This is a genomic window from Diaminobutyricibacter sp. McL0608 (assembly GCF_039613825.1).
GTDB lineage: Bacteria > Actinomycetota > Actinomycetes > Actinomycetales > Microbacteriaceae > Diaminobutyricibacter.
Genome location: NZ_CP154826.1, coordinates 1,873,601 through 1,899,622, shown reverse-complemented (window position 1 = coordinate 1,899,622; position 26,022 = coordinate 1,873,601). Strand labels below are relative to the sequence as shown.

Sequence of the window (26,022 nt, the reverse complement as noted above, 5' to 3'; positions counted from 1 at the left end):
TCACACCTCCCTTTCGTTGGTCTGCTCTGAGCCGGTGCTGTCGTGCGCTGCGGGCGTCTGCCCGTGCACCGAAGCCGGCAGGATGTCGTTCACGGCGCCGATGAGCGACGACCGTTCTGCCGGGTCGATGACCCGGATGTAGCTGTCGACGGCCGCGCCGCCGCTGGTCGTCCAGGCGATCCAGACCAGGCCGTCGGTCTCGACCACGCGGTCGATGGCCCAGGTCGCAAGACCGACGCCGAGGAGGGCGGATGCCCGGATGAAGACGAGGTCGGCGCCGGTGATCGCGAGCGTGACGCCATCCGGTGCGACGGAGACCGTCGCTTTGCCGCGGAACCCGAGGTTCGGCAGGACGAGACGCTCGAGAGGCTTGTCGTGGGGAGTCGTGGCCACGTAGAGGGTGTCCGTGTCATGTGTAGCGACCGCCGCATCCGCCGGCACGTCGTACCCCGCGCCGAGGCCGGCGTCGCGCTTCGCGCGCCTGCGCCACGCGAAGATCAGCAGGTAGAGGATCAGTGCCACCACCGCGATCGCCACGAGCGTGGGAACGAGCTTATCCATCGATCGTCTCCGTCCAGAGTGCTGCCTGTGCGGCTACCTCGTCGGCCGGGAGCACGACGCCGTCGAGGACGGTCGGGTAGCCGTGATGGAAGGTCGCGACGACGCGGCCGGGAAGCTCCATCGAAAGGTACGGCGAATTGACGCCCTTGCCTGCGAGGTCGGCGGTCGAGAAGGTGCGGGTCGCCTGGGGATCGTAAAGAAGGAAGTCGGCCGTCGACCCTGCGACCAGCGGGCCCCCGTGACCGGCGAGGCGCCCGATCGCAGCCGGAGCAGTCGAGAGAACCCGCGAGACGTCGTTCCAGTCGAGCAGGCCGTTCTGCACCACGGCGGCGTGTACGACCGAGAGCGCGGATTCGAGCCCGACCATCCCGAACGCCGCCGCACCCCACTCGCAGTCCTTCGCTTCCACAGGATGTGGTGCGTGGTCGGTCGCCACGATGTCGATCGTGCCGTCGGCCAGGCCCGCGCGCAACGCCTCGACGTCCTCACGGCGACGGAGCGGCGGGTTGACCTTGTAGCGGGCGTCGTAGCCGGCGGCGAGGTCTTCGGTGAGCAGCAGGTGATGCGGCGTGACCTCGGCCGTGACATCGATCCCCCGTGCTTTGGCCCAGCGGATGACGTCGACCGATCCGGCCGTCGAGACATGGCAGACGTGAAGGCGCGAACCGACGTGCTCGGCGAGCAGCACATCGCGCGCGATGATCGACTCCTCCGCGACCGCCGGCCAGCCGGTGAGGCCGAGTTCGCCGGACAGCGCGCCCTCGTTCATCTGCGCGCCTTCGGTGAGTCGAGGCTCCTGGGCGTGCTGCGCGATGACGCCGTCGAACGCTTTCACGTATTCGAGTGCGCGCCGCATCAGGAGCGGATCGGAGACGCACTTGCCGTCGTCGGAGAAGACCCGGACCCGGGCGCGCGAGTCTGCCATCGCCCCGAGCTCTGCCAGGCGCTCGCCTTCGAGCCCGACCGTCACCGCCCCGATGGGGCGCACGGTCGCGTAACCCGCGCGGTCGCCCAGCGACAGGACCTGCTCGACGACGCCCGCCGTATCCGCCACCGGTGAGGTGTTCGCCATGGCGAAGACGGCCGTGAAACCTCCGGCGGCGGCGGCGCGCGTGCCCGTGAGCACAGTCTCGCTCTGCTCGAAACCCGGCTCGCGCAGGTGGGTGTGCAGGTCGACCAGCCCCGGCAGCGCGAGCAGGCCCTCTGCGTCGACGATCGACGCACCCGCCGCGGACAGCCCTGCGCCTGTCTCCGCGATTCGCCCGTTCTCGACCAGCAGGTCCGTCATCGAGCCATCCGCCAGCGTCGCGCCGCGGATGAGGTGTCGGTTGCGTGCGTTGTCAGTCACCATTTACGAGTCCTCCCGATCTCCGGACAGCAGGAGGTACAGCGCGGCCATCCTCACAGACACCCCGTTCGCGACCTGTTCCCTGACGGTCGACTGCGGCGAATCCGCTGCAGCGGCCGAGATTTCAAGGCCCCTGTTCATCGGGCCGGGGTGCATCACAATGCTATCGGGGCGCAGGCGCGCCAGCCGCTCGTCGTCGAGTCCCCACCGGCGGGCGTATTCGCGGCTGTTCGGGAAGAACGCGGCGTTCATCCGTTCCGCCTGGATGCGCAGCATCATCACGACGTCGGGGCTGCCCGTGTCGATGGCCTCGTCGAGGTCGAATCCGACCTCTGCAGGCCAGCCGCTCACATCCACCGGCAGGAGCGTCGGCGGGGCGACCAGCGTCACGCGGGCGCCGAGCGTCTCGAGGAGCCAGACGTTCGAGCGGGCCACGCGTGAATGGAGGATATCGCCGACGATGGTCACCGTCACGCCGCCGAGGTCGCGGCCGCGAGAGCCGGCCCCGTGCAGGCGGCGCCGCATGGTGAACGCGTCGAGGAGCGCCTGGGTCGGATGCTCGTGCGTCCCGTCGCCCGCGTTGATGATGCCCGCGTCGATCCACCCGCTCGAGGCGAGGGTGTGCGGTGCGCCCGAGGCGTGGTGGCGCACGACGACGGCATCCGCGCCCATGGCCGCCAGCGTCTGCGCGGTGTCCTTCAGACTCTCGCCCTTCGAGACGCTCGAGCCTTTGGCGCTGAAGTTGATCACGTCGGCCGACAGCCGTTTGGCGGCCGCCTCGAAAGAGATGCGAGTGCGCGTCGAATCCTCGAAGAACAGGTTGACGACCGTCTTGCCGCGCAGGGTCGGCAGCTTCTTGACTTCGCGCCCCTGCACATCCGCCATGTCTTCGGCGACGTCGAGGAGCCGGATCGCGTCGTCGCGGCCGAGACCTTTGGTGGACAGTAGATGCCTCATGCGCGAGCCTCCCCCGCGTCGTCGGGTGAATCGATGGTCACGTACTCGTCGCCGTCGACCTCAGCCAGGCGCACGTTGATCCGCTCGGAGGCGGCGCTCGGCAGGTTCTTGCCGACGAAGTCCGCGCGGATGGGCAACTCGCGGTGACCGCGGTCGACCAGCACTGCGAGACGAACGGCGCGAGGCCGCCCCAGGTCGCTGAGCGCGTCGAGGGCCGCCCGGATGGTGCGTCCGGAGAAGAGGACGTCGTCGACGAGGACGACCGTCTTCCCGTCGATCGGGCCGGGAAGGGACGTGGGCGAGGGCGTGCGGGTCGGATTCCGCGACAGGTCGTCCCGGTACATCGTCACGTCGAGTGCTCCGACGATCGATTCGCCCGCACCCGGCTCGATGCGTTCGATGGATTCAGCGATCCGGTGCGCCAACGCGACTCCGCGCGTCGGGATACCGAGGATCACGAGATCACGTCTTCCCCGGTTGGACTCCAGGATCTCGTGTGAGATCCGAGTCAACGCCCGGGTGATGTCAGCTTGCTGGAGCACAGTGCGCACCGTCATGCCGACCCCCTTTCCCGCCTCACTGGACGGCTCTTAAAGGATGTCTACCTCGAACGAGCATAGTCGGTCCGGAGACCGGGAATCAGTGCGAGTCGAGGAACTTCGCGAAAGCCTTCTCATCGGTGATGCTCCCCGCGTAGGAGATGCCGTTGACGAGGACGGTCGGCGTGCCCTTGATCTGGGTGATGTCCGCCTCCTTGATCGGACCCGCCAGCGCGCGCCGGGTGATCGACTGCGCCCACGCCTGATTCGCGCCCGTGGCGATGCACGACGAGATGTCGGGGACGCCGAGGTCCGTCGCCATCGACACGAGCTTCTTGTCGGTCAAGCCGTCGCTGCCCTCTTTCGGCTGGTTCTTGTAGAGAGCCCCGAGGTAGTCGAGCGTGGAATCCGGCTGGGTCTCCGCGACGCAGGTGAGCGCCGCAGCCGCGCGGCTCGAATACGCAGTGCCGTTCGACGAGGGGTCGAGGAATGTCAACGGGTGAAGCCGGAGCGTGATGCTCCCGTCCGACACGGCGGAGGCCAGCGTCGCGCCGTTCGTGAGCTCGAACTCCTGGCAGTACGGGCACAGTGGGTCGAAATACACGTCCACCGTCTTCGGCCCCGACCCGACCTGGATGTAGCCGTCGTCGAAGTGCACCGCTCCGCTCGTGCCGGTCGGCAGCGGCACGGTCGACACGGGTGCACTGCCCGCTGTGGAGCAGGCGGCGACGCCCACGCCGATCGCGATCGCGAGCACGGCCGCACCGGCCGCCGTCAGCGCGCGGATGAGGGTGCTTCGACGTCGGGGCATGCGGATGCGGTCTCTTCCGGTCGTGGGTCGGTCAACCCGCGGATTTGGTCTGGGCGATCTTCGCAAGCAACCCGTTGATGAACCCGGCCGAGTCGTCGGTCGAGAGCACCGTGGCAGCCTCCACCGCCTCGGAGATGGCGACGCCGTCGGGCACCTCGTCGTTGAAGACGACCTCCCAGATGCCGATCCGCAGGATCGCACGGTCGACGACAGGCATCCGCTCGAGGGTCCAGCCCTGCGAATACGTCTCGATCAGCTCGTCGATCTCGTCGCCGTTGTCGATGACGCCGTCGAGGATCTCGCGGGCGTACAACCAGGATGCCTCGCGCTGCGGCTCGCTTGCAGCTCGTTCCGCTTCGGTGGCAAGGGCCTGGTTCAGCGGGATCTGGCGCAGGTCGGCGCCGTACAACACATCAAGAGCACGTTTCCGCGCCTTCGTCCGTGCACTCATCGGATCGCCGGTCAGTCGTTGACGCGGCCGAGGTAGTCCCCGGTGCGCGTGTCGACCTTGACCTTGGTGCCGGTCTCGAGGAACAGCGGCACCTGGATCTGGTAGCCGGTCTCCACGGTGGCCGGCTTCGTGCCGCCGGTCGAGCGGTCGCCCTGGAGGCCGGGCTCGGTGTAGGTGATCTCGAGAGTCACGGACGCGGGGAGCTCGACGTAGAGCGGCTCACCGTCGTGCAGCGCGACGGTGACGGCCTGGTTCTCCAGCATGAAGTTGGACGCGTCGCCGACGACGACGTCGGATACGGTCAGCTGGTTGTAGTCGGAGGTGTCCATGAACACGTAGCCGTCGCCGTCCTGGTACAGGTACTGGAAGTCGCGGCGGTCGACGTTGGCGGTCTCGATCTTGGCGCCGGCGTTGAAGGTGCGGTCGACGATCTTGCCGCTGGTGACGTTCTTCAGCTTGGTGCGCACGAATGCGCCGCCCTTGCCGGGCTTGACGTGCTGGAACTCGATCACCGTCCACAGCTGGCCGTCCATGTTGAGGACGACGCCGTTCCGGATGTCAGCGGTTGAAGCCATGCGAGAGTGTTCCGATCGATTGAGGAAGCGTGAGGTGGGCCGGCGGCGACACGCACGCCTGCAGCCGACGGTGGACGCGTGGTCCACGATGGGTGCCGGATGCCCGGCGACCACAAGAGATTCTAGTTGTCAGAACTGGTTTCGGCGAATGAAGGCGAGCGCGAGGCGGTACGACTCGAAGCCGAACCCCGCGATCACACCGGTGACGACAGGGGTCAGCACACTCGTGTGCCGGAACTCCTCGCGCGCGTGCGGGTTCGAGATGTGAACCTCGACGACAGTGATTCCCGCCTTCGAGACCATCGACACAGCATCCTGTAGTGCGTATGAGTAATGCGTCCACGCCCCGGCGTTCAGGATGACCGGGGTACGCTCGTCGGCTGCGGCGTGCAGCCAGCCGAGCATTGTGCCTTCGTCGTCGGTCTGGCGCAGATCGATGGTCAGTTCGGGGGCATCCGCGGTGAGCTGCGCACGCAGGTCGTCGAGCGTCGCCGATCCGTAGATCTCGGGTTCGCGCGTGCCGAGGCGCCCGAGGTTCGGGCCGTTCAGGACCAGGACTGTGCTCATGGGAGATCAGCCTACTGGCGCTTCGCCAGGTGCAAGCGGACGCACGCGTACGGCCGACCAGGTGTCGTCGACGGCGACATTGCTGTTCGGTCTCCACCCGAACGCGGGCGACTCGCGGATGATCGTGTCGCGGTTCAGGTCCACCCGATTCGCCTTGGGGTAGCAGAACCAGACGGCCCGCGCATCGACGAGGGAGGGCAGTTCGGATGCGAAACGCTCCAGGAGCTGGGCCAGGCTCGTCACGAAGACGATCGCGACGGCCGCGCCGGCTGTGCTTTCACGCACGAAGCGTGCACCCTCGGGCAGAGCGCCGATGCGCGTCACGTCGTCATCCGAGGCCGCGACGAGTGCGACCACATCGCTCGGCTTGATCTGCAGTTTCTGTGCGACGGTTCGCTCGGCCACGGTCAGGACCCGATCTCCTGGTAGGCGGCGAAGAGGAGGCTGGCGTCCGGGCCGGCGAGCACAGTCGGGCGGGCGATGTCGTCGAGCACGATGAACCGGAGCATGCTGCCGCGCGCCTTCTTGTCGCGCTGCATCGTTGCGAGCAGGGTCTGCCAGCGCCCGAGCGGGTAGGTCACGGGCAGGCTCAGCGACTCGAGGATGCTCTTGTGCCGGTCGGCGACCTCGTCCGAGAGCCGTCCGCTCAGCCGCGCGAGCTCTGCCGCGAACATCATGCCGACCGCCACCGCGGCACCGTGGCGCCACTGGTAGCGCTCTGCATGTTCGATCGCGTGCCCGAGGGTGTGGCCGTAGTTCAGAATCTCGCGAAGGCCGTTCTCGGTGAAGTCCTCGCCGACGACGCGCGCCTTGATCCCGATCGAAAGCTCGACCAGTCGGCGGAACTCGGGCGTCCGCGGGTCCGTGGCACGATCCACATCCGCTTCGATGATGTCGAGGATCTCGGGGTCGGCGATGAAACCGCATTTCACGACCTCCGCGAATCCCGCGAGGATCTCATTGCGCGACAATGAGTCCAGGGTGTCGAGGTCGGCGACGACGGCCGCAGGGGCGTAGAACGCACCGACGAGGTTCTTGCCTTCTGCGGTGTTGATGCCGGTCTTGCCGCCGACCGACGCATCCACCATTCCGAGAAGTGTCGTCGGCACCTGCACGAGGCGAACACCGCGCAGCCACGTCGCCGCCACGAACCCAGCCACATCGGTGACCGCGCCGCCGCCGAAGCCGATGACCGCATCCGAGCGGGTGAAATCGGCCTGGCCGAGCACCTGCCAGCAGAACGCGGCGACTTCGACCCGCTTGCCTGCTTCGGCGTCGGGGATCTCTGCCAGCAGCACCTCGTATCGTCCGAGCAGGGATTCACGCAGGTCCGCTGCGGCTGCGCCGAGGGTCGGCGGATGCACGATCAGGACCTTCTGCACGCCGGCACCCAGGTGGACGTGCAGTGAGCTCAGGAGGCCACGGCCGATGACGACGGGATAGGGATGCTCCCCCGTCACCGTGATCTCGGTCGCGTCGTCGGATGATTCGGTCATCGGTTTCCTTCCACCCAGAGGGCGATGTCTTCGACGATGGCGTCCAGGGGCCGCGTCGACGTGTCGATGCTGTAATCGGCGAGTGATGCGTACAGCTCGGCCCTGCTGTCCACCAGAGCCTGCCACGAGGTGAGGTCGGTCACCAGCGGGCGTTTCGCGTTACCGATGCGGGCCGCGACGGCCTCGGCCTTCACTGTGAGGAGGATGACGGACGTCGCAGCAAGATCGGCTTGCGTCTCACGGTCGAGCACCGCTCCGCCGCCGAGCGACACGACGGCGTGCTCGGTCAGCGCAGACCGGACCGCTTCGCGTTCGAGTCGACGGAAGTAGGGCTCCCCGTGCTCCGCGAAGATCTGCGGAATGGGCCCGTGCTCTGCGACGATCTCGTGGTCGGTGTCGATGAACGGGCGGCCGAGCCGTGACGCCAGGCGCTTGCCGATCCGCGTCTTGCCGGCCGCGGGCGGACCGATGAGGACGACGGTCACGCGGTGTACGGCGCCGACAGGCGCGCCGTGGCGAGATTCGCGGGGATCGCGGCGAGGTAGCCGGTGAGGTTGCGGGACGTCTCTGCGATCGAGTCGCCGCCGAACTTCTCGATGACGGAATTGGCCAGCACGAGTGCCACCATCGCCTCCGCGACCACGCCCGCAGCGGGCACGGCGCAGACATCGGAGCGCTGGTGATGCGCCGGCGCGGCCTCACTGGTCACGACATCGATCGTACGGAGCGCGTGAGGCACCGTCGCTATCGGTTTCATGCCTGCCCTGACCCGCAGGACGGTCCCGGTGCTCATGCCGCCCTCGGTGCCGCCGGCCTTGTCACTGGTCCGGGCGATCTCCCCCCCGGCCTGCACGAGCTCGTCGTGCGCCTTCGAGCCGCGGCGGGTGGTGGTGAGGAAGCCGTCGCCGACCTCCACCCCTTTGATGGCCTGGATTCCCATGAGCGCGGCGGCGAGCTGCGAGTCCAGGCGGCGGTCCCAATGCACGTGGGAGCCCAGTCCCGGTGGCAGGCCGTACGCGAGCACCTCGACGACACCGCCGAGGGTGTCGCCCTCCTTGTGGGCTTCGTCGACTTCGGCGACCATGCGCCCGGACGTCTCAGGGTCGAAACACCGAAGCGGGTCGGCATCGAGCGCTGCGACGTCGGATGGCAGCGGGAGTGGGCTGTCTTCGGGCACTCGCACGGGGCCGATTGCCAGCGTGTGACTGACGAGAGTGATGCCGAGCTGTTCGAGAAAGGATCGTGCGATGGCGCCGAGTGCCACACGGGCAGCGGTTTCGCGGGCGCTGGCGCGCTCCAGCACGGGACGCGCTTCGTCGAAGCCGTACTTCTGCATCCCGACGAGGTCCGCGTGACCAGGGCGCGGACGGGTGAGCGGCGCGCCGCGGCCACCGGAAAGCTGCTCGGGGTCGACCGGCTCGGGGCTCATCACGTCGACCCATTTCGGCCACTCGGTGTTCCCGATGCGAACGGCTACAGGGCTCCCGAGGCTGAAGCCGTGACGCACGCCTCCCGAGAGGGTGAGCTCGTCCTGCTCGAACTTCATCCGCGCGCCGCGTCCGTAGCCGAGCTTGCGGCGGGCGAGATCGGCCCGGATTCCGTCGAGCGTGACGGGCACGCCGGCGGGCAGGCCCTCGAGGATTGCGATGAGTTCCGGGCCGTGAGACTCTCCGGCGGTCAGCCAACGAAGCATGTTATCGATTCTGGCATAGCCGATGATCACCGGATTCCGGTGTGACGGGAGCGAGCGGGAGCTACTGGTCTTCGCCCTCGGTGCGCTCGACGGGCTTTCCTGTCGCATCGATTCCCACGGCTGCGAGCATCGCTGCCAGCACGTCGTCTTCTTTGTCGAGCGGCTGAAGAGGATCTCCGCCCGTGAAGATGCGGACCTGCAGCAGAGCCTGGTGTGCGAGCATCGCGAGTCCGGAGACGACAGTGCCGCCGACGCTCTCCCACGCGCGCGCGAACGCACTCGGCCACGGGTCGTAGGAGACATCGAGCAGGGTCGCACGTCGACGTGTCGAGTCGGTGAAGAGGATGTCGGTCGCGGCGGAGGCGGGCAACGTGCTCACGACCAGATCGGGCACGTCGAGTGTGCGGTCTGCCTGACCGAGCGAGCGAATCTGGATCATCAGGCCGAGCGAGTGCGCGAGTGGCTCCAGCCAGACGCTGCGCTCGAGCGACCGGGCAGCGACGACGACCTTCTCGGCACCGAGCTCTGCGGCGGCGACCATCGCCGATGCCGCGGTCGCACCGCCGCCGAGGATCAGGACGTAACGGGCACTGGTGAGACCGGCCGCCGCGAGGGCACGGACGATGCCGGCGACGTCGGTGTTGAAGCCACGGATCACGACGGAAGTGGCGTCGTGATCGTCGTCGGATGCGGCACTCTCGTCGCCTGCGTCGCTGTCGTCGAGTGCTGCGACCGCCGTCTCGGAGTAGTCGAAGAGGACGGTGTTCGCGGCTCCGGTCACGGTGGCAACCCGGTCGACCTCGTTGAGTACTGGGATGACGGCCTGCTTGAGGGGCATGGTCAGGGACAGACCGCGCCATTCTGCATCGCGGGCACACGCGTCGATGAACGCCGGCAGGGTGTCCGTCGTGACCTCGACGGCCTCGTAGGTCCAGTCGAGCCCGAGCGCCGCGTAGGCGGCGGCGTGAAGGGCCGGAGACTTGGAGTGCGCGATCGGCGAACCGAGCACGGCGAGACGGCGCGGTGAGGCGAGCTCGTCATCCGCCTCGACGTCGGGCTCTTCGGCCTGGAGTTCCTGGGCTTCGAGTACCTCGGCTTCACGTTCCTCGGTTTCGAGTTCCTCGGTTTCGTCGACTTCCGCAGGCTCGGCGCCCTCGTCGATGTCACCCTCCTCGGCCGGAGCGGCCGGAGCGGCCGGCACTGCGGCAACGTCGTCTTCGAGCACCTCGACCTCTTCGAATTCGCTGACCTCGCTGACCTCGTCGGCCTTGACCAGCTCCTCGATGACCTCATCGGTCTCGAGGTCGGGCCCCGTCGCGGTCACGACTTGGTCAGGCTTCTCGCTCTTGCTATCCATACCCGGGGTTGTCCCTCATCCATTGCTGCCATTTCTGGACAGCGGCGTCGTGTTCTGCCTGCGTGGTCGAGAAGATCGTCTCACCGGTCTTCAGGTTCCAGGTGACGAAGTACATCCAGGTGCCCGAAGCGGGATGGAGCGCGGCGTTGATCGCGAGATCGCCAGGGTTGGAGATCGGCCCGACCGGCAGGCCCGCGTGCGCGTAGGTGTTGTACGGGTTCGACACATCGGCGCGTTCCGCGTCGGTCGTCGTGACCGTGTCGGTGTGGCCGGTCCCGTAGGCGACCGTCGCATCCGACTGCAGCTTCCAGCCTTGGGCGAGCCGATTGAGGAAGACACGGGAGACCTTCGGATAGTCGGGCGCGAGACCCGCTTCGCGCTGGACGATCGACGCGAGGACGACGGTCTTCCAACGGTCCGCCGGCGCGACACCGGCATCGTCGAGAGCGGTGAAGCTCCGATCGACGAGCGTCTTGATGACGTCGTGTGCACTCGTGCCCGGCGTGAACTTATACGTCGCCGGGAACAGGAAGCCCTCCAGTGTCTTCGCCTCGGCCGGCACGCCGTACGATTTCACGTCGCCCGCAGCCTTCTGAAGGTCGGCGAGAGGCAGTTTGGTCGCATCGGCCAGGAGCGGGAGGATGTCTTTCTCGGCCGTACCCTCGGGGATGACGGCGGTCTGGTCGACTCGCGATTTGGGATCTTCGAGCATCGTCAGTGCGGCCTGTGCACTCATCTGCTTCGCAAGGCGATACGCGCCCGGCTGGAAGACCGGCTCCGGATGCTGGCTCAACAGGAGGCTGTAGAACGCGTCGAAGGTCTTGGTGACCCCCGCCTTCTGAAGGGTCGTCGCGATGTCGGATCCGGTGTCTCCGGTCTTGATGCTGACCAGCACCTCTCCCGATCCGGAACCCTTGTAGTCGTTCGGCTCGAAGCTCGCGATGATCTTCGCGACCTGAGGCTGGAAGATCGCATACGCGGTGCCCGCGAGACCGCCCAGGATGGCGAGGATCACCAGCGTGATCCAGAGCGGCTTGAGGCTCCGCTTCTTCTTGCGGGGCTTCTGGTGCGAGACGTAGTGCTGCTGTCGCCACGCCAACGGGGATTCGTGGTGGTGACGCGCATCGCTCACTGCCGCGGCTGCGGGGGCAGGCGCGTCGGCCGAGGGGGTGAAATTCTCTCCCGCTTGTGCGCGCCGGGCTTCGGCCTCGCGCGCTTCACGCCGGGTCGTCGGCTTCTTCTCCGGAGCCGCCGGCATCGTCGGAGGTGCGACCTCCGGCTCGGAACGGAACAGTTCGTCGAACGCGTCGAATTCGTCGCGCGCGCCGTCGTCCGGCGCGACAGGGCCGCTGGGCCCAGGCGAAGGAGGAGTGTGCGACACGCTAGCTTCCAATGTTCGGTACGACGAGGGTGCCGGGAGGACGGCCTGCGGCACGCTCCGCATCGAGGGCGTGCTGCAAAATTATCGTGGCGGCGACCTGATCCACCACTGGTCGCGCGCTTTTCGAGTTCTTTCCCGAAGCACGGAGAGCTGCGTGCGCGGAGACGGTCGACAATCGCTCGTCGACCATTCGCACGTCGGCGTCCAGATCGGCCGCGAGCGTTCGGGCGAAATCGACTGCGTCACCGGTGGATGCGGTGTGAGCGCCCGAAAGAGCAAGCGGAAGTCCGACGATAACCTCGAAAGCTCCGAGTTCAGTCACAATCCCGGCGATCCTCAGGCGATCCGCACCATCCTCGGAGCGAGCGACCGTCTCGACGGGCGTGGCGAGCATCCCGTGCAGGTCGGAGCGGCTCACGCCGATCCGAACCTTGCCGACGTCGATGCCGACACGCACGCCTGAACGCACCAGTCGGCCCCTATCCGGCGATCGCCTGGGTCACGGCGGCCAGTGCCGCCGGGATGGCCGAGACATCGGCGCCACCGCCCTGGGCGAGGTCGTCCTTGCCACCGCCGCCCCCACCGAGAACCCCGGCGGCAACGCGTGCGAGAGCGCCGGCCTTGACGCCGGCATCGCGCGCTGCCTGGTTGGTCGCGGCGATGATGACCGGCTTCTCTGCAACCTCGGCCGCCAGAACGACCACGGTGGCATCGGATCCGAGCCGTTCGCGCAGTGTGGTGACGAGCAGGCGCAGATCGTCGCCCGAGTTCAGTTTGCCGGCATCCTGGGCGATGAGGCGGACTGCACCGTGGTACGCCGCCGAGTCGAGGAGCACGGGCACCTTGTCGAGCACGGCACGTGCCTCGAAGGCGGCGATCCGCTTCTCGGCGGTCTTCAGGCTGGCGACGAGGTCGGCGATCTTCTCGGGCAGCTGCTCACGCGGAGTCTTGAGGCTCCCCGAGAGTTGGGACACGATCGCTCGCTCGGCAGCGAGATCACGGAAGGCTTCGATGCCGACGAGCGACTCGACGCGCCGGTTCGTCGAACCGACGGAGGATTCGCTGACGAGGTTGATCATGCCGATCTCCGCGCTCGAGACCACGTGGGTTCCCGCACAGAGCTCGCGCGACCAAGGGCCTCCGATATCCACCACGCGCACGGTCTCACCGTACTTCTCACCGAAGAGCGCCATAGCACCGAGTGACTTCGCCTGCGCGAGAGGCATCTCTCGGGTGACCACCTCGAGGTTGTCGCGGATCGCGTTGTTGGAGATCTCTTCGATCTCGGACCGTGTGTCGGCCGAGAGGCCCTGGTTCCACGAGAAGTCGAGTCGAAGGTATCCGGCCTTGTTGTACGAACCGGACTGGTGGGCGTTGGGGCCGAGCACCTGGCGAAGAGCCGCGTGGATGATGTGGGTGCCGGAGTGCGCCTGCCGCGCACCGCGGCGGTACTCCTTGTCCACGACGCTCGTCGCCGGCGAACCGACTCCGACCTCGCCGCTGCGGACCTGCACCGTGTGGCTGATCAAGCCCTTGACGGGCTTCTGCACGTCGAGCACTTCGAGTTCGTACCCGGGGCCGACGATGAGGCCTGCGTCCGCGTCCTGCCCTCCGGATTCCGCATACAGCGCGGTCGCCCCGAGGATCACCTCGGCGATCTGGCCTGCAGTCGCCGAGCGCACCGACTCCCCGTCCACGATCAGGCCAAGGATCGACGACTCGGTCTCGAGCTCGGTATAACCGGTGAACACGGTCTCGCCGAGTGAACGGAACGTGCTGTACACCGAGAGATCGGCCAGCGCGGTCTTCTTCGCTTTCGCGTCCGCCTTCGCGCGGGCGCGCTGCCCGGCCATCAGGGAGTCGAAGGCCTTGCGGTCGACACTCAGGCCGGCCTCTTCAGCCATCTCGAGCGTCAGGTCGATCGGGAAGCCGTAGGTGTCGTGAAGAAGGAATGCGGTGTCACCCGCGAGTTCGGACTTTCCGGCCCGCTGCGTGTTCGCCACAGCGGTGTCGAGGATGCCCGTGCCGCTTGTGAGCGTTCGCAGGAAAGCCTCTTCTTCGGCATAGGCCAACCGTGAGATCCGTGTGAAATCGGCGGAGACCTCGGGGTACGCGGCAGCCATCGCGTCGCGCGACGTGGTGAACAACTCGGGGAAGGTTGCCGTCTCGACGCCCAGCAGCCGCATGGACCGCACCGTGCGGCGAAGCAGACGGCGCAGGATGTAACCGCGGCCCTCGTTCGACGGGGTGACCCCGTCGGACATGAGCATGAGGGCACTTCTGACGTGGTCGGCGATGACGCGGAGTCGTACGTCGTCCTCGTGGACCGCCCCGTACGTCTTGCCGGCGAGAGCAGCTGCGCGATCGAGCACCGGTCGGACCTGATCGATCTCGTACATGTTCTCGACGCCCTGCTTGAGGAAGGCGACGCGTTCGAGGCCCATGCCGGTGTCGATGTTCTTGCGCGGCAGGTCGCCGAGGATCTCGAAATCGGCCTTGCCGGTGCCCTCACCGCGCAGGTACTGCATGAAGACCAGATTCCAGATCTCCACGTAGCGGTCGTCGTCCGTCGCCGGTCCTCCGTCGATCCCATAGGCGGAACCGCGGTCGAAGAAGATCTCGGAGCAGGGTCCCGCCGGTCCGGGCTGTCCGGTCGACCAGTAGTTGGTGTCTTTGCCGAGGCCCTGGATGCGCCCATCAGGAAGCCCGGCAACGCGACGCCAGATCTCGCGCGCCTCGTCATCGTCCTCGTAGACGGTGACCCAGAGGTCCTTCGGATCGAAGCCCAGGCCGCCGTCGTCCTCACTCATGGTGAGGAGCTCCCACGCGTAGGTGATCGCCTGTTCCTTGAAATAGTCGCCGAACGAGAAATTGCCGCACATCTGGAAGAAGGTGCCGTGACGCGGCGTCTTGCCGACCTCTTCGATGTCGTTGGTCCTGATGCATTTCTGAACGCTCGTCGCTCGCGGGAACGGTGCAGGGACGAGCCCGGTCAGATAGGGCACGAACGGCACCATGCCTGCGACAGTGAAGAGCAATGACGGATCGTCGCTGACCAGAGAAGCGGAAGGAACTACGGTGTGGCCGCGGGCAGCGAAGTAATCGAGCCAGCGCCTGTGGATTTCGGCAGTCTGCATGGGTTCCGGTTGGTAGAGGGGTCGGGCAGGGTCGAAGGGAACGGGCTAGGCCTCGGCGTCTTCGATCGCGGAACGCAGTTCGGCCTCGCGCTTGCGGTAGCCGTCGGAGACGGCGGTTCCGAAGTCACGCGCCTTCTTGTCCAGTTCGGAGAAGAACTGCTTGCCCTGAGGGGTTTCGTTGACTTTGTGCGCCACGGCGAAACCGATCGCTATGCCGACGACAAGCCATAGAAAACTCTTCATGGTGCGTACTCCCTGCTCAATGACGGCTTCGTGGTGAAAGAGGCGTCGTTGCAAACGAAACGCCTCGGGTCAGTTTAGTGCGTGCTTCCGCGCTTCCGCCGGGAGCGGGGGCGACCTGTGGAATCCTCCGAGGCGCCCTTGGCGGTACCGGCGGTTGCCCGGAATGCTGCCCGGACCGCGGCGCTGAAACCGGCGAGCTTGATGAGCGGGCCGCCGACCGTCGCCGCGAACAAGGCCACGAGCGCGGAGACGTTACCGGTGACGTCGGCGACGTTCTTCGTGATGACGTCGACGCGGGCAAGCTGCTTGTTGGTCTCCTGGATCGTCGTCGCCGTCTCCTCCAGGATGGGTGTGAGCCCGTCGCTCGCATCCTTGATGGCCGAACGGGTCTCGTCGAGCACCCGGCCGAGCTTGATCAGCGGCAGGGCGATGAACCCCACGAGGACGGCGAAGACCACCGCCGCGATGAGCCCTGCGATGTCGCCACCGGTCACGAGTCCACCATCCATTCCGCCAACGGCATATTATCGGCCGGATTTGCAATTCCGCGCCGTCTTAAACGCATGAAGCGGGCCACCCAAGAGGTGACCCGCTTCCTAGCGTAGACGCAAGTTATCGAGCTGCGTAGTACTCGACGACGAGCTGGACCTCACACGTGACCGGAACCTCGGCACGCTTCGGGCGGCGCACGAGGCGCGCGTGAAGCTTGTCGAGCTCGACCTCGAGGTAGGCAGGCGTCTTGGGGAGGACGTCGACGTGACCGCCGGCGGCCGCCACCTGGAACGGCTCGGTGCCTTCGCTGCGCGCCTTGACGTGGATCAGCTGACCCGGCTTGACGCGGAACGACGGACGGTCGACGAGGTTGCCGTCGACGAGGATGTGGCGGTGAACAACCATCTGACGGGCCTGCGCGGTGGTGCGGGCGAAGCCGGCACGGAGTACGAGCGCGTCGAGACGCATCTCGAGGAGCTCGACCAGGTTCTCACCGGTCAGGCCCTGGGTGCGGCGGGCTTCTTCGAACGCGATCTTCAGCTGCTTCTCACGGATGCCGTACTGGGCGCGCAGACGCTGCTTCTCGCGCAGACGAACGGCGTAGTCGGAATCGGCCTTGCGCTTGGTGCGGCCGTGCTCGCCCGGAGCGTACGGACGCTTTTCGAGGTACTTGGCTGCCTTCGGGGTCAGGGCGATGCCCAGTGACCGCGACAGGCGGGTCTTGCTACGGGTACGTGACTTGGTAGACACGAGTTCCTTTCGGTTGTCTCTCTAACGGTGTGAAATGCAGGCACACAAGATCGTCCTGCAGTATTAGAGGGATGGTGCCAGGGATGCCCGGCTACAGGGCCTTTCCCTTCGAGAACGTTTGTCGACGCAGCCGCACGCGACACCCGTTTCTAGGCTGCTCGATTCTAGCAGATCGCGATCAGCGTCCGCGCACGATGCGTCGGAGCTTGGCGAGGCGCGCGGAGACGTCCCTCTCGTTGCCGTGCTCGGTGGGCTCGTAGTAGATCGCGTTCTTGAGCTCGTTCGGAAGATATTGCTGCTGCAGCACCCCGAGTTCGTCGTCGTGGGGGTACTTGTAGCCCTTGCCGTGGCCAAGACGCTTCGCACCCGGATAGTGCGCGTCGCGCAGGTGCTTGGGGACGCGGCCCATCGTCCCCGCGCGCACGTCGGCGATCGCTTTGTCGAGTGCCATGTACGCCGCATTGGACTTCGGCGCGGTCGCAAGGTGCACCACAGCCTGGGCGAGCGGGATGCGCCCCTCAGGCATCCCGATCAGCTGTACCGCGTCCGCAGCCGCTACGGCGATCACCAGCGACTGGGGATCGGCCATCCCGATGTCCTCGGATGCGAGGACGATGATGCGACGCGCGATGAATCGCGGGTCCTCCCCTGCCTCGATCATGCGTGCGAGATAGTGGAGCGAGGCGTCGACGTCGGACCCGCGCACCGATTTGATGAAGGCGCTGATCACGTCGTAGTGCTCGTCGCCGTTGCGGTCGTAACGCAGAAGTGCCCGATCGACGGCTTGGGCGACGATGTCGGCGGTGATGACCGGCTTGTCCGGCGAGGTCGCGGGCGTCGACGAAGCGGCCGAGACGGATGCGGCTTCGAGCGCTGTCAGGGCGCGTCGCGCGTCACCGGATGCAAGGCGGATGATGGCTGCGCGCGCGTCCGTCTCGAGTACGAAGCGATCGGCCAGCCCCCGTTCGTCGGCGACGGCGCGATCGACCACGGTGCCCAGGTCGTCGTCGCTCAGCGTCTCGAGCGTGAGGAGAAGCGATCGCGAAAGCAGGGGCGAGATCACGGAGAAGGAGGGATTCTCTGTGGTTGCCGCGACGAGGATGACCCAGCCGTTCTCGACGCCGGGAAGCAGGGCATCCTGCTGCGCCTTGCTGAACCGGTGGATCTCGTCGAGGAACAGGACGGTCGAGATGCCGTAGAGATCACGTGTGGAGAGTGCTTCGTCCATCACCTGTCGTACGTCGCGGACGCCGGCGGAGACAGCGGACAGCTCGACGAATCGACGCCCGGACGAGTGAGCGATCGCTTGCGCGAGCGTGGTCTTGCCGGTGCCCGGCGGGCCCCAGAGGATCACGGAGACGGAGCCGCGCTCCCCCGTCGTGTCCGACGCCAGGCTCACGAGTGGCGACCCAGGAGTCAGCAGATGCTTCTGCCCAGCGACCTCGTCGAGGCTCTTCGGTCGCATGCGCACGGCGAGCGGCGTTGCCCCGCTACGGAGCCCCGGTTGCGCATCGACCATGGGTCAAGGGTAGTTGCTTCCGCCGACACGACCGCGCCGTCATCCACAGCCGCATTTGGCCGACATAGCTCGGTCGCATAAAGTTCATCTGAGGTCCAGCGCTGTGGCGTGTCGACCGCAGACTCCCCCCGCACGACGGCGCGCCCCCTCGGAGGATTTCACGTGGCACCGAACAAGCAGAACGATCGCGAAGCGCGACAGGCGCGAGAGCGGTTGAGGGCCTACCAGGCGCGTCAGACGGTGCATGAGGCGAAGGCGAAGCGCCGGGCGCGCGACAACTGGCTCGCGGGCATCGGTGTACTCGTCGTCGTCGTCCTCGCCGTGCTGACCCAGCTGCTGTATTTCAACTCGGGTCCGGGCAAGCCGGTCGCGAGTCCTTCACCCTCCGCGTCCGCGGCCGCATACACGCTGCCCCCGAAGACTCTTGCGGGCAACCGGCAGTGGACCGGCACGATGACGATCAACAGCATCCCGCTCGGCATCACCCTCGACGGCGCGAAAGCGCCGCAGGCGGTCTCGTCCACGATCGCGCTCAGCCAGAAGGGCTTCTACAACGGCCTGACCTGCCACCGTCTGACGACCTCCGGAATCTACGTCCTGCAGTGCGGTGACCCGAAGGGTGACGGGTCGGGCGGCCCCGGCTACACCTACGGGCCCGTCGAGAACGCGCCCGCGAACAATGTCTACCCGGCAGGCACGCTGGCAATGGCACGGACCAGCAACGACGGCAACAGCCAGGGCAGTCAGTTCTTCATCGTCTACAAGAACTCGACCATCCCCTCCGACACAGCGGGCGGGTACACCGTCATCGGCCAGGTGACGAGCGGACTCGACCAGGTCATCAGCCAGGTCGCCGACAAGGGGGTCCAGGGTGGTACGACCGACGGCAAGCCGAACGTCACGACGACGATCAACGGGATAACGGTTCAGTAAGGACCCCTGCACGCCGTCGGGCGCGTGCAATAGGCTAAAACGCAGTGTGAGGCGGTCGTCCTGGCCGTCGTCGTCAGCAAGGTGAGGCTCTTGGCTACAACTGATCAGCAACCGTGGGGCCGCGTCGATGAGACCGGCACCGTCTTCGTGCGCGAAGGCGATGGCGAGAGGGAGGTCGGCCAGTATCCCGACGGAACTCCCGAGGAGGCACTCGCCTACTTCGAGCGCAAGTACACGGACCTGGCCGGTCAGGTGACGCTGCTCGAGCAGCGCGCTCGGCGTGGAGCGCCGGCTACCGATATCGCGAAGGCCGTCTCGACCCTGAGCGAACACGTCGCCACGGCCAACGCGGTCGGCGACCTCGCCTCGCTCCAGGAGCGTCTGGCGAAGCTGGGTGGCACCGTCGAGGAGCTGACGGAGCAGCAGACCGCGGAGGCACGTGCGGCAGTGGATGCCGCGATCGCTGAGCGAACCGAGATCGTCGTCGCGGCAGAGGCTCTCGCGGCCGAAGACCCGGCCAAGACGCAATGGAAGCAGACGACCGCCGCTCTCGACTCGCTGTTCGCCCGCTGGCAGGCCCACCAGCACGACGGGCCGCGCCTGCCGAAGAACGAGGCGAACGAGCTGTGGAAGCGGTTCCGCGCCGCCCGAGCGACGATCGAGCACAACCGCAAGGCATTCTTCGCCGAACTCGACAACCAGCACCGCGACGTGCGCGCTCGCAAGACGCAGCTGATCGAACAGGCCGAAGCGTTGATTCCGCGCGGGGCCGACGGCGTGCCCGCGTATCGTGAACTCCTCGAGCAGTGGAAGCTGGCCGGACGCGCCGGAAAACGGAACGATGACGCTCTCTGGGCACGGTTCAAAGCCGCGGGCGATTCGATCTATTCGGCGAAGTCCGAAATAGACGCCCGGGAGAACGAAGAGTTCTCCGAGAACCTCGAGGCCAAGCTCGCGCTGCTGACCGAAGCAGAACCCCTGCTCACCGCGACCGATCGCGAGTCGGCTCGAGCGACGCTCAGCTCCATCCAGCGGCGGTGGGATGCGATCGGAAAGGTCCCTCGCGACCAGGTCAAGGTCGTCGAAGAGAGGCTCCGCCGGGTCGAGGCGGCCGTACGCAAGCTCGACGACGACCACTGGCAGCGCAACAACCCGGAGAAGAAGGCACGCTCTGAGGGCCTCGCCAGCCAGCTCACTGCTGCGATCGCCAAGCTCGAAGCGGAGCTCGAAGAGGCTAAGGCCAGTGGCGACAAGGCCAAGGTCGCCGAAGCACAGGAGGCGCTCGACGCGCGCAAGGTCTGGCTCGACGCTCTGAAGTAGGAGCGTCCTCGTCAGGCTGTGCTGCCGTCAGACTATGCACAGGCCGGGCTCCTGCACAGATCAGTCTCAATCGGCGACACACGTACATCGTCTCGGCAGACTGGTCAGGTGATGCGCCTACTCCCCCGACTCCTGAACGTCGACGATCTGCCGTCGGCCGAGCTTCACGCCGCCCGCATCGACGGGGAGGTCTATGCGATCGGAGACTGGTTTTCCCCCATCGATGAACCCGAGAGCAGTGAGTTCAGGGCGTCGGCGCTCGCACACCTCGTTCCGTCGCGGATGATCGTCGAGCGAGCGTCGGCGCTGTGGGTTCACGGAGCGCGATCGTACCCACCATTCCGTCACCAGTTGTGCTCCGATATCGCCAACAGGACCACCCCGCACCTCTCATCCCGGTTCGAATTCCGGGAGTGCAGGCTCGATCCGGTCGACATCGTGCAGCTCGGTTCGCTGCGAGTGACGTCCCATCTTCGAACGGCGATCGACCTGCTCCGCACCTGCGAGCCGTTCAGTCCGTCCGACGCACTGGATGTGCTCGCGGTGCTGCGACTAGGCGGATCCACCATGAGCGAATGCCGGCACCTCATTCGTGCGCAGCCAGGCTATCCCGGGGTCCGTCGTGCCCTTGCACGCACGACACTGGTCGAGCGGTGGGAGCCTGCGCTACACGGGCGACCGGTTGCTCAGTGAGCCGAGGGTCAGCCGGCGCTCACACGGTAGACGTCGTAGACGGCGTCGATCCGGCGTACGGCGTTCAACACCCGATCGAGGTGCGTGGTGTCGCCCATCTCGAAGACGAACCGGCTGAGAGCCAGCCGATCGCTCGACGTGGTGACGGTCGCCGAGAGGATGTTCACATGGTGCTCGGACAGCACCCGCGTCACATCCGAAAGGAGGCCGGAGCGGTCGAGGGCCTCCACCTGGATCTGGACGAGGAAGACGCTCTTCGAACTGGGCGCCCACTCGACATCGATCATGCGCTCCGGCTCCTGGAGCAGCGACTGCACATTGTGACAACTGGCCTGGTGAACCGAAACACCGGCCCCGCGTGTGATGAAGCCGACGATGGGGTCGCCGGGCACCGGGGTGCAGCACTTGGCCAGCTTGACCAGGATGTCGGGGGCGCCGCGGACCAACACGCCAGAATCGCTGTTGCGAAGCTGTCGCGAACGACCCTTGACCGGAAGCTCCAGCTCGCCGGCGTCGCCGTCGGCCTCGGTCTGAAGAGACGCCACGACCTTCTCGATGACGGACTGCGTCGAGACGTGGCCTTCGCCGACAGCGGCATACAAGGCGGACACATCGTCGTAGCGAAGTTGCGCTGCGACTTCGGCCAGCGAGTCCTGCGTCATCAGTTTCTGCAGCGGCAGATTCTGCTTGCGCATCGCGCGCGCAATCGCATCCTTGCCCTGTTCGATTGCCTCGTCGCGCCGTTCCTTGGTGAACCACTGGCGGATCTTGTTGCGGGCTCGGGGGCTCTTGACGAAGTTCAGCCAGTCCTGGCTGGGGCCGGAGTCGGGATTCTTCGAGGTGAAGACCTCGACCACATCACCGGTCGTGAGGGTGCTCTCCAGGGGAACGAGACGCCCGTTGACCTTCGCACCCATGGTGCGGTGTCCGACCTCGGTGTGGACCGCATAGGCGAAGTCGACCGGGGTCGCACCTGTCGGCAGACCGATGACCCGCCCCTTCGGGGTGAAGACGTAGACCTCTTTCGCGCCGATCTCGAACCGGAGGGAGTCGAGGAATTCGCTCGGATCCGCCGTCTCCGCCTGCCAGTCCGACAGATGGGCGAGCCAGGCGAGGTCGGTATCGACCTTGCCGGCCGGACCGGAGCTCTTGCCGTTGACCTGCTCCTTGTACTTCCAGTGCGCCGCGACGCCGAACTCAGCGCGCTGGTGCATCTCCTCTGTGCGGATCTGAATCTCGACGGCGCGGCCCTCAGGGCCGATGACGGTCGTGTGCAACGACTGATAGAGGTTGAACTTCGGGGTGGCAATGTAGTCCTTGAAGCGACCGGGCATCGGCGTCCACCGCGCATGGATCTGGCCCAGAACGGCGTAACAGTCGCGCACCGAGTTCACCAGCACCCGGATACCCACCAGGTCGTAGATCTCGTCGAACTCGCGACCCCGGACGACCATCTTCTGGTAGATCGAGTAGTACTGCTTCGGTCGTCCCACGACCTTGCCGCGGATGCGCGCCGACTTCAGGTCGTCGTTGATCGCGTCGATCACGTGCTGGACAAGACGCTCACGTTCGGGTGACCGCTGGCGCACCAGGCTCTCGATCTCGGCGTAGAGCTTCGGGTACAGGACTGCGAACGAGAGGTCCTCCAACTCCCACTTGATCGCCTGGATACCCAGTCGATGAGCGAGTGGAGCATAGATCTCGAGCGTTTCCGTGGCTTTGCGGGTCGCGGATTCGGCCGGAACGAAACCCCAGGTACGAGCGTTGTGAAGTCGGTCGGCGAGTTTGATGATCAGGACTCGGATGTCTTTCGACATCGCGACGATCATCTTGCGTACCGTCTCGGCCTGGGCGCTGTCGCCGTATTTGACCTTGTCGAGCTTGGTGACGCCGTCGACGAGCATTGCGATCTCGTCGCCGAACGCGTCGCGCAACTCGTCCAGCGTGTACTCGGTGTCTTCGACCGTGTCGTGTAGGAGGGCTGCAGCGATCGTCTTCGACCCGATACCGAGGTCCGCCAAGATCTGGGCTACGGCGACGGGATGCGTGATGTACGGCTCACCACTTCGGCGCTTCTGCCCGGAGTGAGCTTTCTCGGCGACGGCGTAGGCCCGTTCGACGAGCGACAGATCGGCCTTCGGATGGTGCATCCGGAGAGTGCGGATGAGGGTGTCGACGGCGCCCGCTGGTTGAGCCCGGGAGAAGATGCGCGGTACAAGACGGCGCAGAGAAGCAGTCTGTGGCGTTGTCGTGTCGACCATCAGCGTGCCTCCCGTCTTCTATTATCGCGGGTACCGCCGGTGCAGCCTGCTGAGCAGACCTGCAGGAGCGCTACGCGCGCGGTTCTCATCCCGTATCCGTCGAGATGAGAACCGTGCACGCGAGCTCCTTATTCCACGCTACTTGGCTGCGACGGGCACCGGAGCGGCCGCGGCTGCAGCCTTCGGACGGGCCGAGCGCACCTTGGCGTCGTGTTTCTTGATGGCGGCCTCGCCCTCGCGGAACTGCGAGTACATCGGGGCTGCGAGGAAGATCGTCGAGTATGTGCCGACGATGATTCCGATGAGGAGCGCCAGCGAGATGTCTCGGAGCGTGTCCGCGCCGAGCGCGAACGCACCGATGAACAGGATCGACGCGACAGGCAGAACGGCCACGACAGCCGTGTTGATCGAGCGCACAAGAGTCTGGTTCACCGCGAGGTTCACCGCTTCAGGGAACGTTCGACGTGACAGCTCGAGCTCTTCGCGAGTGTTCTCGCGAACCTTGTCGAACACGACGACCGTGTCGTACAGCGAGTATCCGAGGATCGTCAGGAAGCCGATCATGGTAGCCGGGGTGATTTCGAAGCCGACGAGTGCGTAGATCCCGGCCGTGATGATGAGGTCGTGGAACAGCGAAATGATCGCCGAAGCCGACATCTTCCACGTTCGGAAGTACAGGGCCATCGCGATGAACGCGAGGAGCAGGAAGACGACCAGGCCCTGGATGGACTGCTGGGTCACGTCAGCACCCCAGGTCGGGCCGATGAACGACGACGCGACCTCGGTCGAGGGCACGTTGTAGGCCTTCGCGAGCGCATCCGCGACCTGACGGCTCTGGTCGGCGGTGAGCTGGTCGGTCTGCACGCGCACAGCGTTGTTGTTGACGCTGGTGACGTGCACCACGGCATCCGGGACGACGCTGGCGACCGCATCCTCAGCCGGTTTCTGCGCCGTGGTCTGCACGTTCGTGATCTGGAACTGCGATCCGCCGCGGAACTCGATGCCGAAGTTGAATCCGCCCTTGAGGACGGGAATCAGGATGGACGCGATCACCATCACGATTGCGATCGTGTACCAGATCTTGCGCTTGCCGACGAAGTCGAACGAGCGAGCGCCGGTGTAGAGGTCGTTTCCGAACCGTGTGAGGCGACTGGCGGCCATCAGGAGTCCTTCCCGTCGTTCGATCGATCCGTGCTGCTGCTGCCTGAGTTCGCCGAGACGAGCTCAGCGGCCTTGCGCTCTGCGATCGTCTGTCGCTTGGCGGCTTCCTTGCTGCTCGAGGCGGCTTTGCCGGCGCTGACGGCAGCCGACGGGGCGCGGAACCGCGCAGCGCCCCGGTAGACCGCACCCAGTGCGTCGGGATCGAGCCCGCTCCACGAGCTCCCGCTGTTGAAGAACTTCGTCTTGGCCAGCAGCTGGAGGGTGGGGTGGGTGAAGAGCACGACAACGAGGACGTCGATGATCGTGGTGAGTCCGAGCGTGAACGCGAAGCCGCGCACGTTGGCTGCGGCGAGCACGTAGAGCACGACAGCCGCGAGGAGGTTGGTTGCCTTCGAGGCGTAGATCGTGCGTTGCGCACGCTTCCAGCCGGCTTCGACGGCGGACTCGAGACCGCGCCCGTCACGGAGCTCGTCACGGATTCGTTCGAAGTACACGATGAAGGAGTCTGCGGTGAAGCCGATGGCCACGATGAGGCCCGCTACGCCGGCCAGGGACAACCGGTAGCCGTAGTGCCACGACAGCAGCGAGATCGTGAGATAGGTCAGCAGCGCTGCCACGCCAAGCGACGTGATAGTCACCAGACCGAGCAGTCGGTACTGGAACAGGGTGTAGATCATGACCAGGATGAGGCCGATGAGGCCTGCGATCAGTCCGCTGAGCAGCTGGGACGAACCCAGGGTGGCGGAGATCGTGTCCTGGCTCTGGACCTCGAAGCTGAAGGGGAGAGCGCCGAACTTCAGCTGGTCCGCCAGGGTCTTGGCCGACGTCTGATCGAAGTTTCCGGTGATCTGGGGCCGGCCATCCGTGATCGCAGCCTGGGTCGCGGGCGCCGAGATGACCTTGCCGTCCAGGACGATCGCGAACTGGTTCTGTGCGCCGGTCAGGCCGTTCAGGCGGGTGGTCACGTCGGCGAATGCCTGGGTGCCCGCACCGTTGAAGACGATGTTGACGGCCCACTGGCCGGTGCTGACACCGCTCGAGCTCTGCACGAGGCCGCTCGTCGCATCTTTGATGTCCTGACCGCGAACCTCGACCGGGCCGAGGATGTACTTGGTCCTCCCCTGGGGGTCACACGTGATGAGCGGCTTGTCCGTCGGCGCCACGTTGGTGACCTTGGCTGCGTCCGACGAGCACGAGAACGCGTCGTACTCGGCCTGAAGCGCGGGTGTCACCCAGGCCTCATCGCTTCCGTTGGTCGGCTTCGTCGACGGTGTCGACTGCAGCCCGGGAGCGGGGGCCGGTGCGGGGGTCGTCTTGCCGTCGGCTCCAACGACCGTGTTCGAGGGTGCACCGGCGACGAGAACAGGGCGGAAGTCGAGCTTCGCGCTCGACTTGATGCGGTTGAGCGTGGCTTCGTCAGGCGTTCCCGGCAGGGACACGACGATGTTCTTCGATCCTTCGGTGCTGATCTCCGCCTCGGAGATTCCGGACGCGTCGATGCGCTGGCGGATGATCGACACAGCCTGGTCGAGCTGCTGCTGTTCGACCTGCTGGCCGTTGGACAGCTGCGGAGCAAGGATGACCTGCGTTCCGCCCTCGAGGTCGAGTGCGAGCTTGGGGATCAGGGTCGCATTGCTGAACACGACACCCGCAATGAGGGTGCCGAGCAGCACGACGATGATCGCACCGAGCCAACTCAACGAACGCCAGGCTTTCTTGACCGGGGTCGACTTTGCCACCTACGAACTCAGCTTTCTACGCGCGTGCCCACGCCTCA

26 protein-coding genes are annotated in these 26,022 nt (G+C 66.2%); 3 read left to right on the top strand and 23 right to left on the bottom strand.

Annotated elements, in window-relative coordinates; all coding sequences use genetic code 11:
• From AAYO93_RS08980 to AAYO93_RS08885, 20 genes are all read right to left on the bottom strand, one after another.
• On the bottom strand, positions 1-561 hold the full coding sequence (locus tag AAYO93_RS08980; RefSeq protein WP_345764636.1) for a hypothetical protein: 561 nt from the start codon (positions 559-561) through the stop codon (positions 1-3).
• On the bottom strand, positions 554-1,912 hold the full coding sequence (locus tag AAYO93_RS08975; protein WP_345764635.1) for a dihydroorotase: 1,359 nt from the start codon (positions 1,910-1,912) through the stop codon (positions 554-556). Before AAYO93_RS08975 ends, AAYO93_RS08980 begins: the two co-directional genes overlap by 8 nt.
• Entirely contained in the window at positions 1,913-2,866 is a 954-nt protein-coding gene (locus tag AAYO93_RS08970) for an aspartate carbamoyltransferase catalytic subunit (RefSeq protein WP_345764634.1), read from the bottom strand. It lies immediately after the preceding gene.
• Positions 2,863-3,423, bottom strand: a complete 561-nt coding sequence (gene pyrR / locus AAYO93_RS08965) for a bifunctional pyr operon transcriptional regulator/uracil phosphoribosyltransferase PyrR (protein WP_345764633.1) — start codon at positions 3,421-3,423, stop codon at positions 2,863-2,865. The genes AAYO93_RS08970 and pyrR overlap by 4 nt, the downstream gene beginning before the upstream one ends.
• A gap of 82 nt (positions 3,424-3,505) precedes the next feature.
• Positions 3,506-4,216, bottom strand: a complete 711-nt coding sequence (locus AAYO93_RS08960) for a DsbA family protein (protein WP_345764632.1) — start codon at positions 4,214-4,216, stop codon at positions 3,506-3,508.
• Between the two features lie 31 nt (positions 4,217-4,247).
• Positions 4,248-4,667: a transcription antitermination factor NusB gene (nusB, locus tag AAYO93_RS08955; RefSeq protein WP_345764631.1), complete on the bottom strand. Its 420-nt coding sequence runs from the start codon at positions 4,665-4,667 to the stop codon at positions 4,248-4,250.
• Positions 4,668-4,678: 11 nt separating this feature from the next.
• On the bottom strand, positions 4,679-5,242 hold the full coding sequence (gene efp, locus AAYO93_RS08950) for an elongation factor P (protein ID WP_345764630.1): 564 nt from the start codon (positions 5,240-5,242) through the stop codon (positions 4,679-4,681).
• A 129-nt stretch (positions 5,243-5,371) separates the two neighbouring features.
• Complete coding sequence (locus AAYO93_RS08945) at positions 5,372-5,809, bottom strand: type II 3-dehydroquinate dehydratase (RefSeq protein WP_345764629.1); 438 nt, start codon at positions 5,807-5,809, stop codon at positions 5,372-5,374.
• Between the two features lie 6 nt (positions 5,810-5,815).
• Positions 5,816-6,214, bottom strand: a complete 399-nt coding sequence (locus tag AAYO93_RS08940) for a hypothetical protein (RefSeq protein ID WP_345764628.1) — start codon at positions 6,212-6,214, stop codon at positions 5,816-5,818.
• 2 nt (positions 6,215-6,216) lie between these two features.
• Positions 6,217-7,305 (bottom strand): 3-dehydroquinate synthase, encoded by a 1,089-nt coding sequence (gene aroB, locus AAYO93_RS08935; RefSeq protein ID WP_345764627.1) that lies wholly within the window; start codon positions 7,303-7,305, stop codon positions 6,217-6,219.
• Positions 7,302-7,790 (bottom strand): shikimate kinase, encoded by a 489-nt coding sequence (locus AAYO93_RS08930; RefSeq protein WP_345764626.1) that lies wholly within the window; start codon positions 7,788-7,790, stop codon positions 7,302-7,304. The genes aroB and AAYO93_RS08930 overlap by 4 nt, the downstream gene beginning before the upstream one ends.
• Positions 7,787-8,998: a chorismate synthase gene (gene aroC / locus AAYO93_RS08925; RefSeq protein ID WP_345764625.1), complete on the bottom strand. Its 1,212-nt coding sequence runs from the start codon at positions 8,996-8,998 to the stop codon at positions 7,787-7,789. Before aroC ends, AAYO93_RS08930 begins: the two co-directional genes overlap by 4 nt.
• A 61-nt stretch (positions 8,999-9,059) precedes the next feature.
• Positions 9,060-10,355 carry a shikimate dehydrogenase gene (locus AAYO93_RS08920; protein ID WP_345764624.1) on the bottom strand — a complete coding sequence of 432 codons (1,296 nt, stop codon included), beginning with the start codon at positions 10,353-10,355 and terminating at the stop codon, positions 9,060-9,062.
• Positions 10,348-11,736, bottom strand: coding sequence for an endolytic transglycosylase MltG (gene mltG / locus AAYO93_RS08915; RefSeq protein WP_345764623.1), 1,389 nt, complete (start codon positions 11,734-11,736; stop codon positions 10,348-10,350). Before mltG ends, AAYO93_RS08920 begins: the two co-directional genes overlap by 8 nt.
• 1 nt (position 11,737) lies before the next feature.
• Positions 11,738-12,205: a Holliday junction resolvase RuvX gene (gene ruvX, locus AAYO93_RS08910; protein WP_345764622.1), complete on the bottom strand. Its 468-nt coding sequence runs from the start codon at positions 12,203-12,205 to the stop codon at positions 11,738-11,740.
• A gap of 10 nt (positions 12,206-12,215) precedes the next feature.
• Complete coding sequence (gene alaS, locus AAYO93_RS08905) at positions 12,216-14,873, bottom strand: alanine--tRNA ligase (RefSeq protein WP_345764621.1); 2,658 nt, start codon at positions 14,871-14,873, stop codon at positions 12,216-12,218.
• A gap of 45 nt (positions 14,874-14,918) precedes the next feature.
• The gene (locus tag AAYO93_RS08900; protein ID WP_345764620.1) at positions 14,919-15,116 is read right to left on the bottom strand and encodes a hypothetical protein; all 198 of its coding nucleotides are present in this window, start codon (positions 15,114-15,116) and stop codon (positions 14,919-14,921) included.
• A 74-nt stretch (positions 15,117-15,190) separates the two neighbouring features.
• Positions 15,191-15,610 (bottom strand): DUF948 domain-containing protein, encoded by a 420-nt coding sequence (locus tag AAYO93_RS08895; protein ID WP_345764850.1) that lies wholly within the window; start codon positions 15,608-15,610, stop codon positions 15,191-15,193.
• Between the two features lie 118 nt (positions 15,611-15,728).
• On the bottom strand, positions 15,729-16,358 hold the full coding sequence (gene rpsD / locus AAYO93_RS08890) for a 30S ribosomal protein S4 (protein ID WP_345764619.1): 630 nt from the start codon (positions 16,356-16,358) through the stop codon (positions 15,729-15,731).
• A gap of 178 nt (positions 16,359-16,536) precedes the next feature.
• On the bottom strand, positions 16,537-17,877 hold the full coding sequence (locus AAYO93_RS08885; protein WP_345764618.1) for a replication-associated recombination protein A: 1,341 nt from the start codon (positions 17,875-17,877) through the stop codon (positions 16,537-16,539).
• A gap of 162 nt (positions 17,878-18,039) precedes the next feature.
• On the opposite strand from AAYO93_RS08885, the gene AAYO93_RS08880 reads away from it, so the two are divergent.
• The 3 genes from AAYO93_RS08880 to AAYO93_RS08870 all read left to right on the top strand — a co-directional run bounded on the left by AAYO93_RS08880 (position 18,040) and on the right by AAYO93_RS08870 (position 20,823).
• On the top strand, positions 18,040-18,810 hold the full coding sequence (locus AAYO93_RS08880) for a peptidylprolyl isomerase (RefSeq protein ID WP_345764617.1): 771 nt from the start codon (positions 18,040-18,042) through the stop codon (positions 18,808-18,810).
• 90 nt (positions 18,811-18,900) lie between these two features.
• A complete protein-coding gene (locus AAYO93_RS08875; RefSeq protein WP_345764616.1) occupies positions 18,901-20,130 on the top strand; it encodes a DUF349 domain-containing protein in 1,230 nt (409 codons plus the stop codon).
• A 108-nt stretch (positions 20,131-20,238) separates the two neighbouring features.
• Positions 20,239-20,823: a hypothetical protein gene (locus AAYO93_RS08870; RefSeq protein WP_345764615.1), complete on the top strand. Its 585-nt coding sequence runs from the start codon at positions 20,239-20,241 to the stop codon at positions 20,821-20,823.
• 8 nt (positions 20,824-20,831) lie between these two features.
• On the opposite strand, the gene AAYO93_RS08865 is transcribed toward AAYO93_RS08870, so the two are convergent.
• From AAYO93_RS08865 to secD, 3 genes are all read right to left on the bottom strand, one after another.
• Positions 20,832-23,084, bottom strand: a complete 2,253-nt coding sequence (locus AAYO93_RS08865; RefSeq protein ID WP_345764614.1) for a RelA/SpoT family protein — start codon at positions 23,082-23,084, stop codon at positions 20,832-20,834.
• A gap of 138 nt (positions 23,085-23,222) precedes the next feature.
• Entirely contained in the window at positions 23,223-24,245 is a 1,023-nt protein-coding gene (secF, locus tag AAYO93_RS08860) for a protein translocase subunit SecF (RefSeq protein ID WP_345764613.1), read from the bottom strand.
• Positions 24,245-25,984 (bottom strand): protein translocase subunit SecD, encoded by a 1,740-nt coding sequence (gene secD / locus AAYO93_RS08855; RefSeq protein ID WP_345764612.1) that lies wholly within the window; start codon positions 25,982-25,984, stop codon positions 24,245-24,247. The genes secF and secD overlap by 1 nt, the downstream gene beginning before the upstream one ends.
• Between the last annotated feature and the right edge of the window lie 38 nt (positions 25,985-26,022).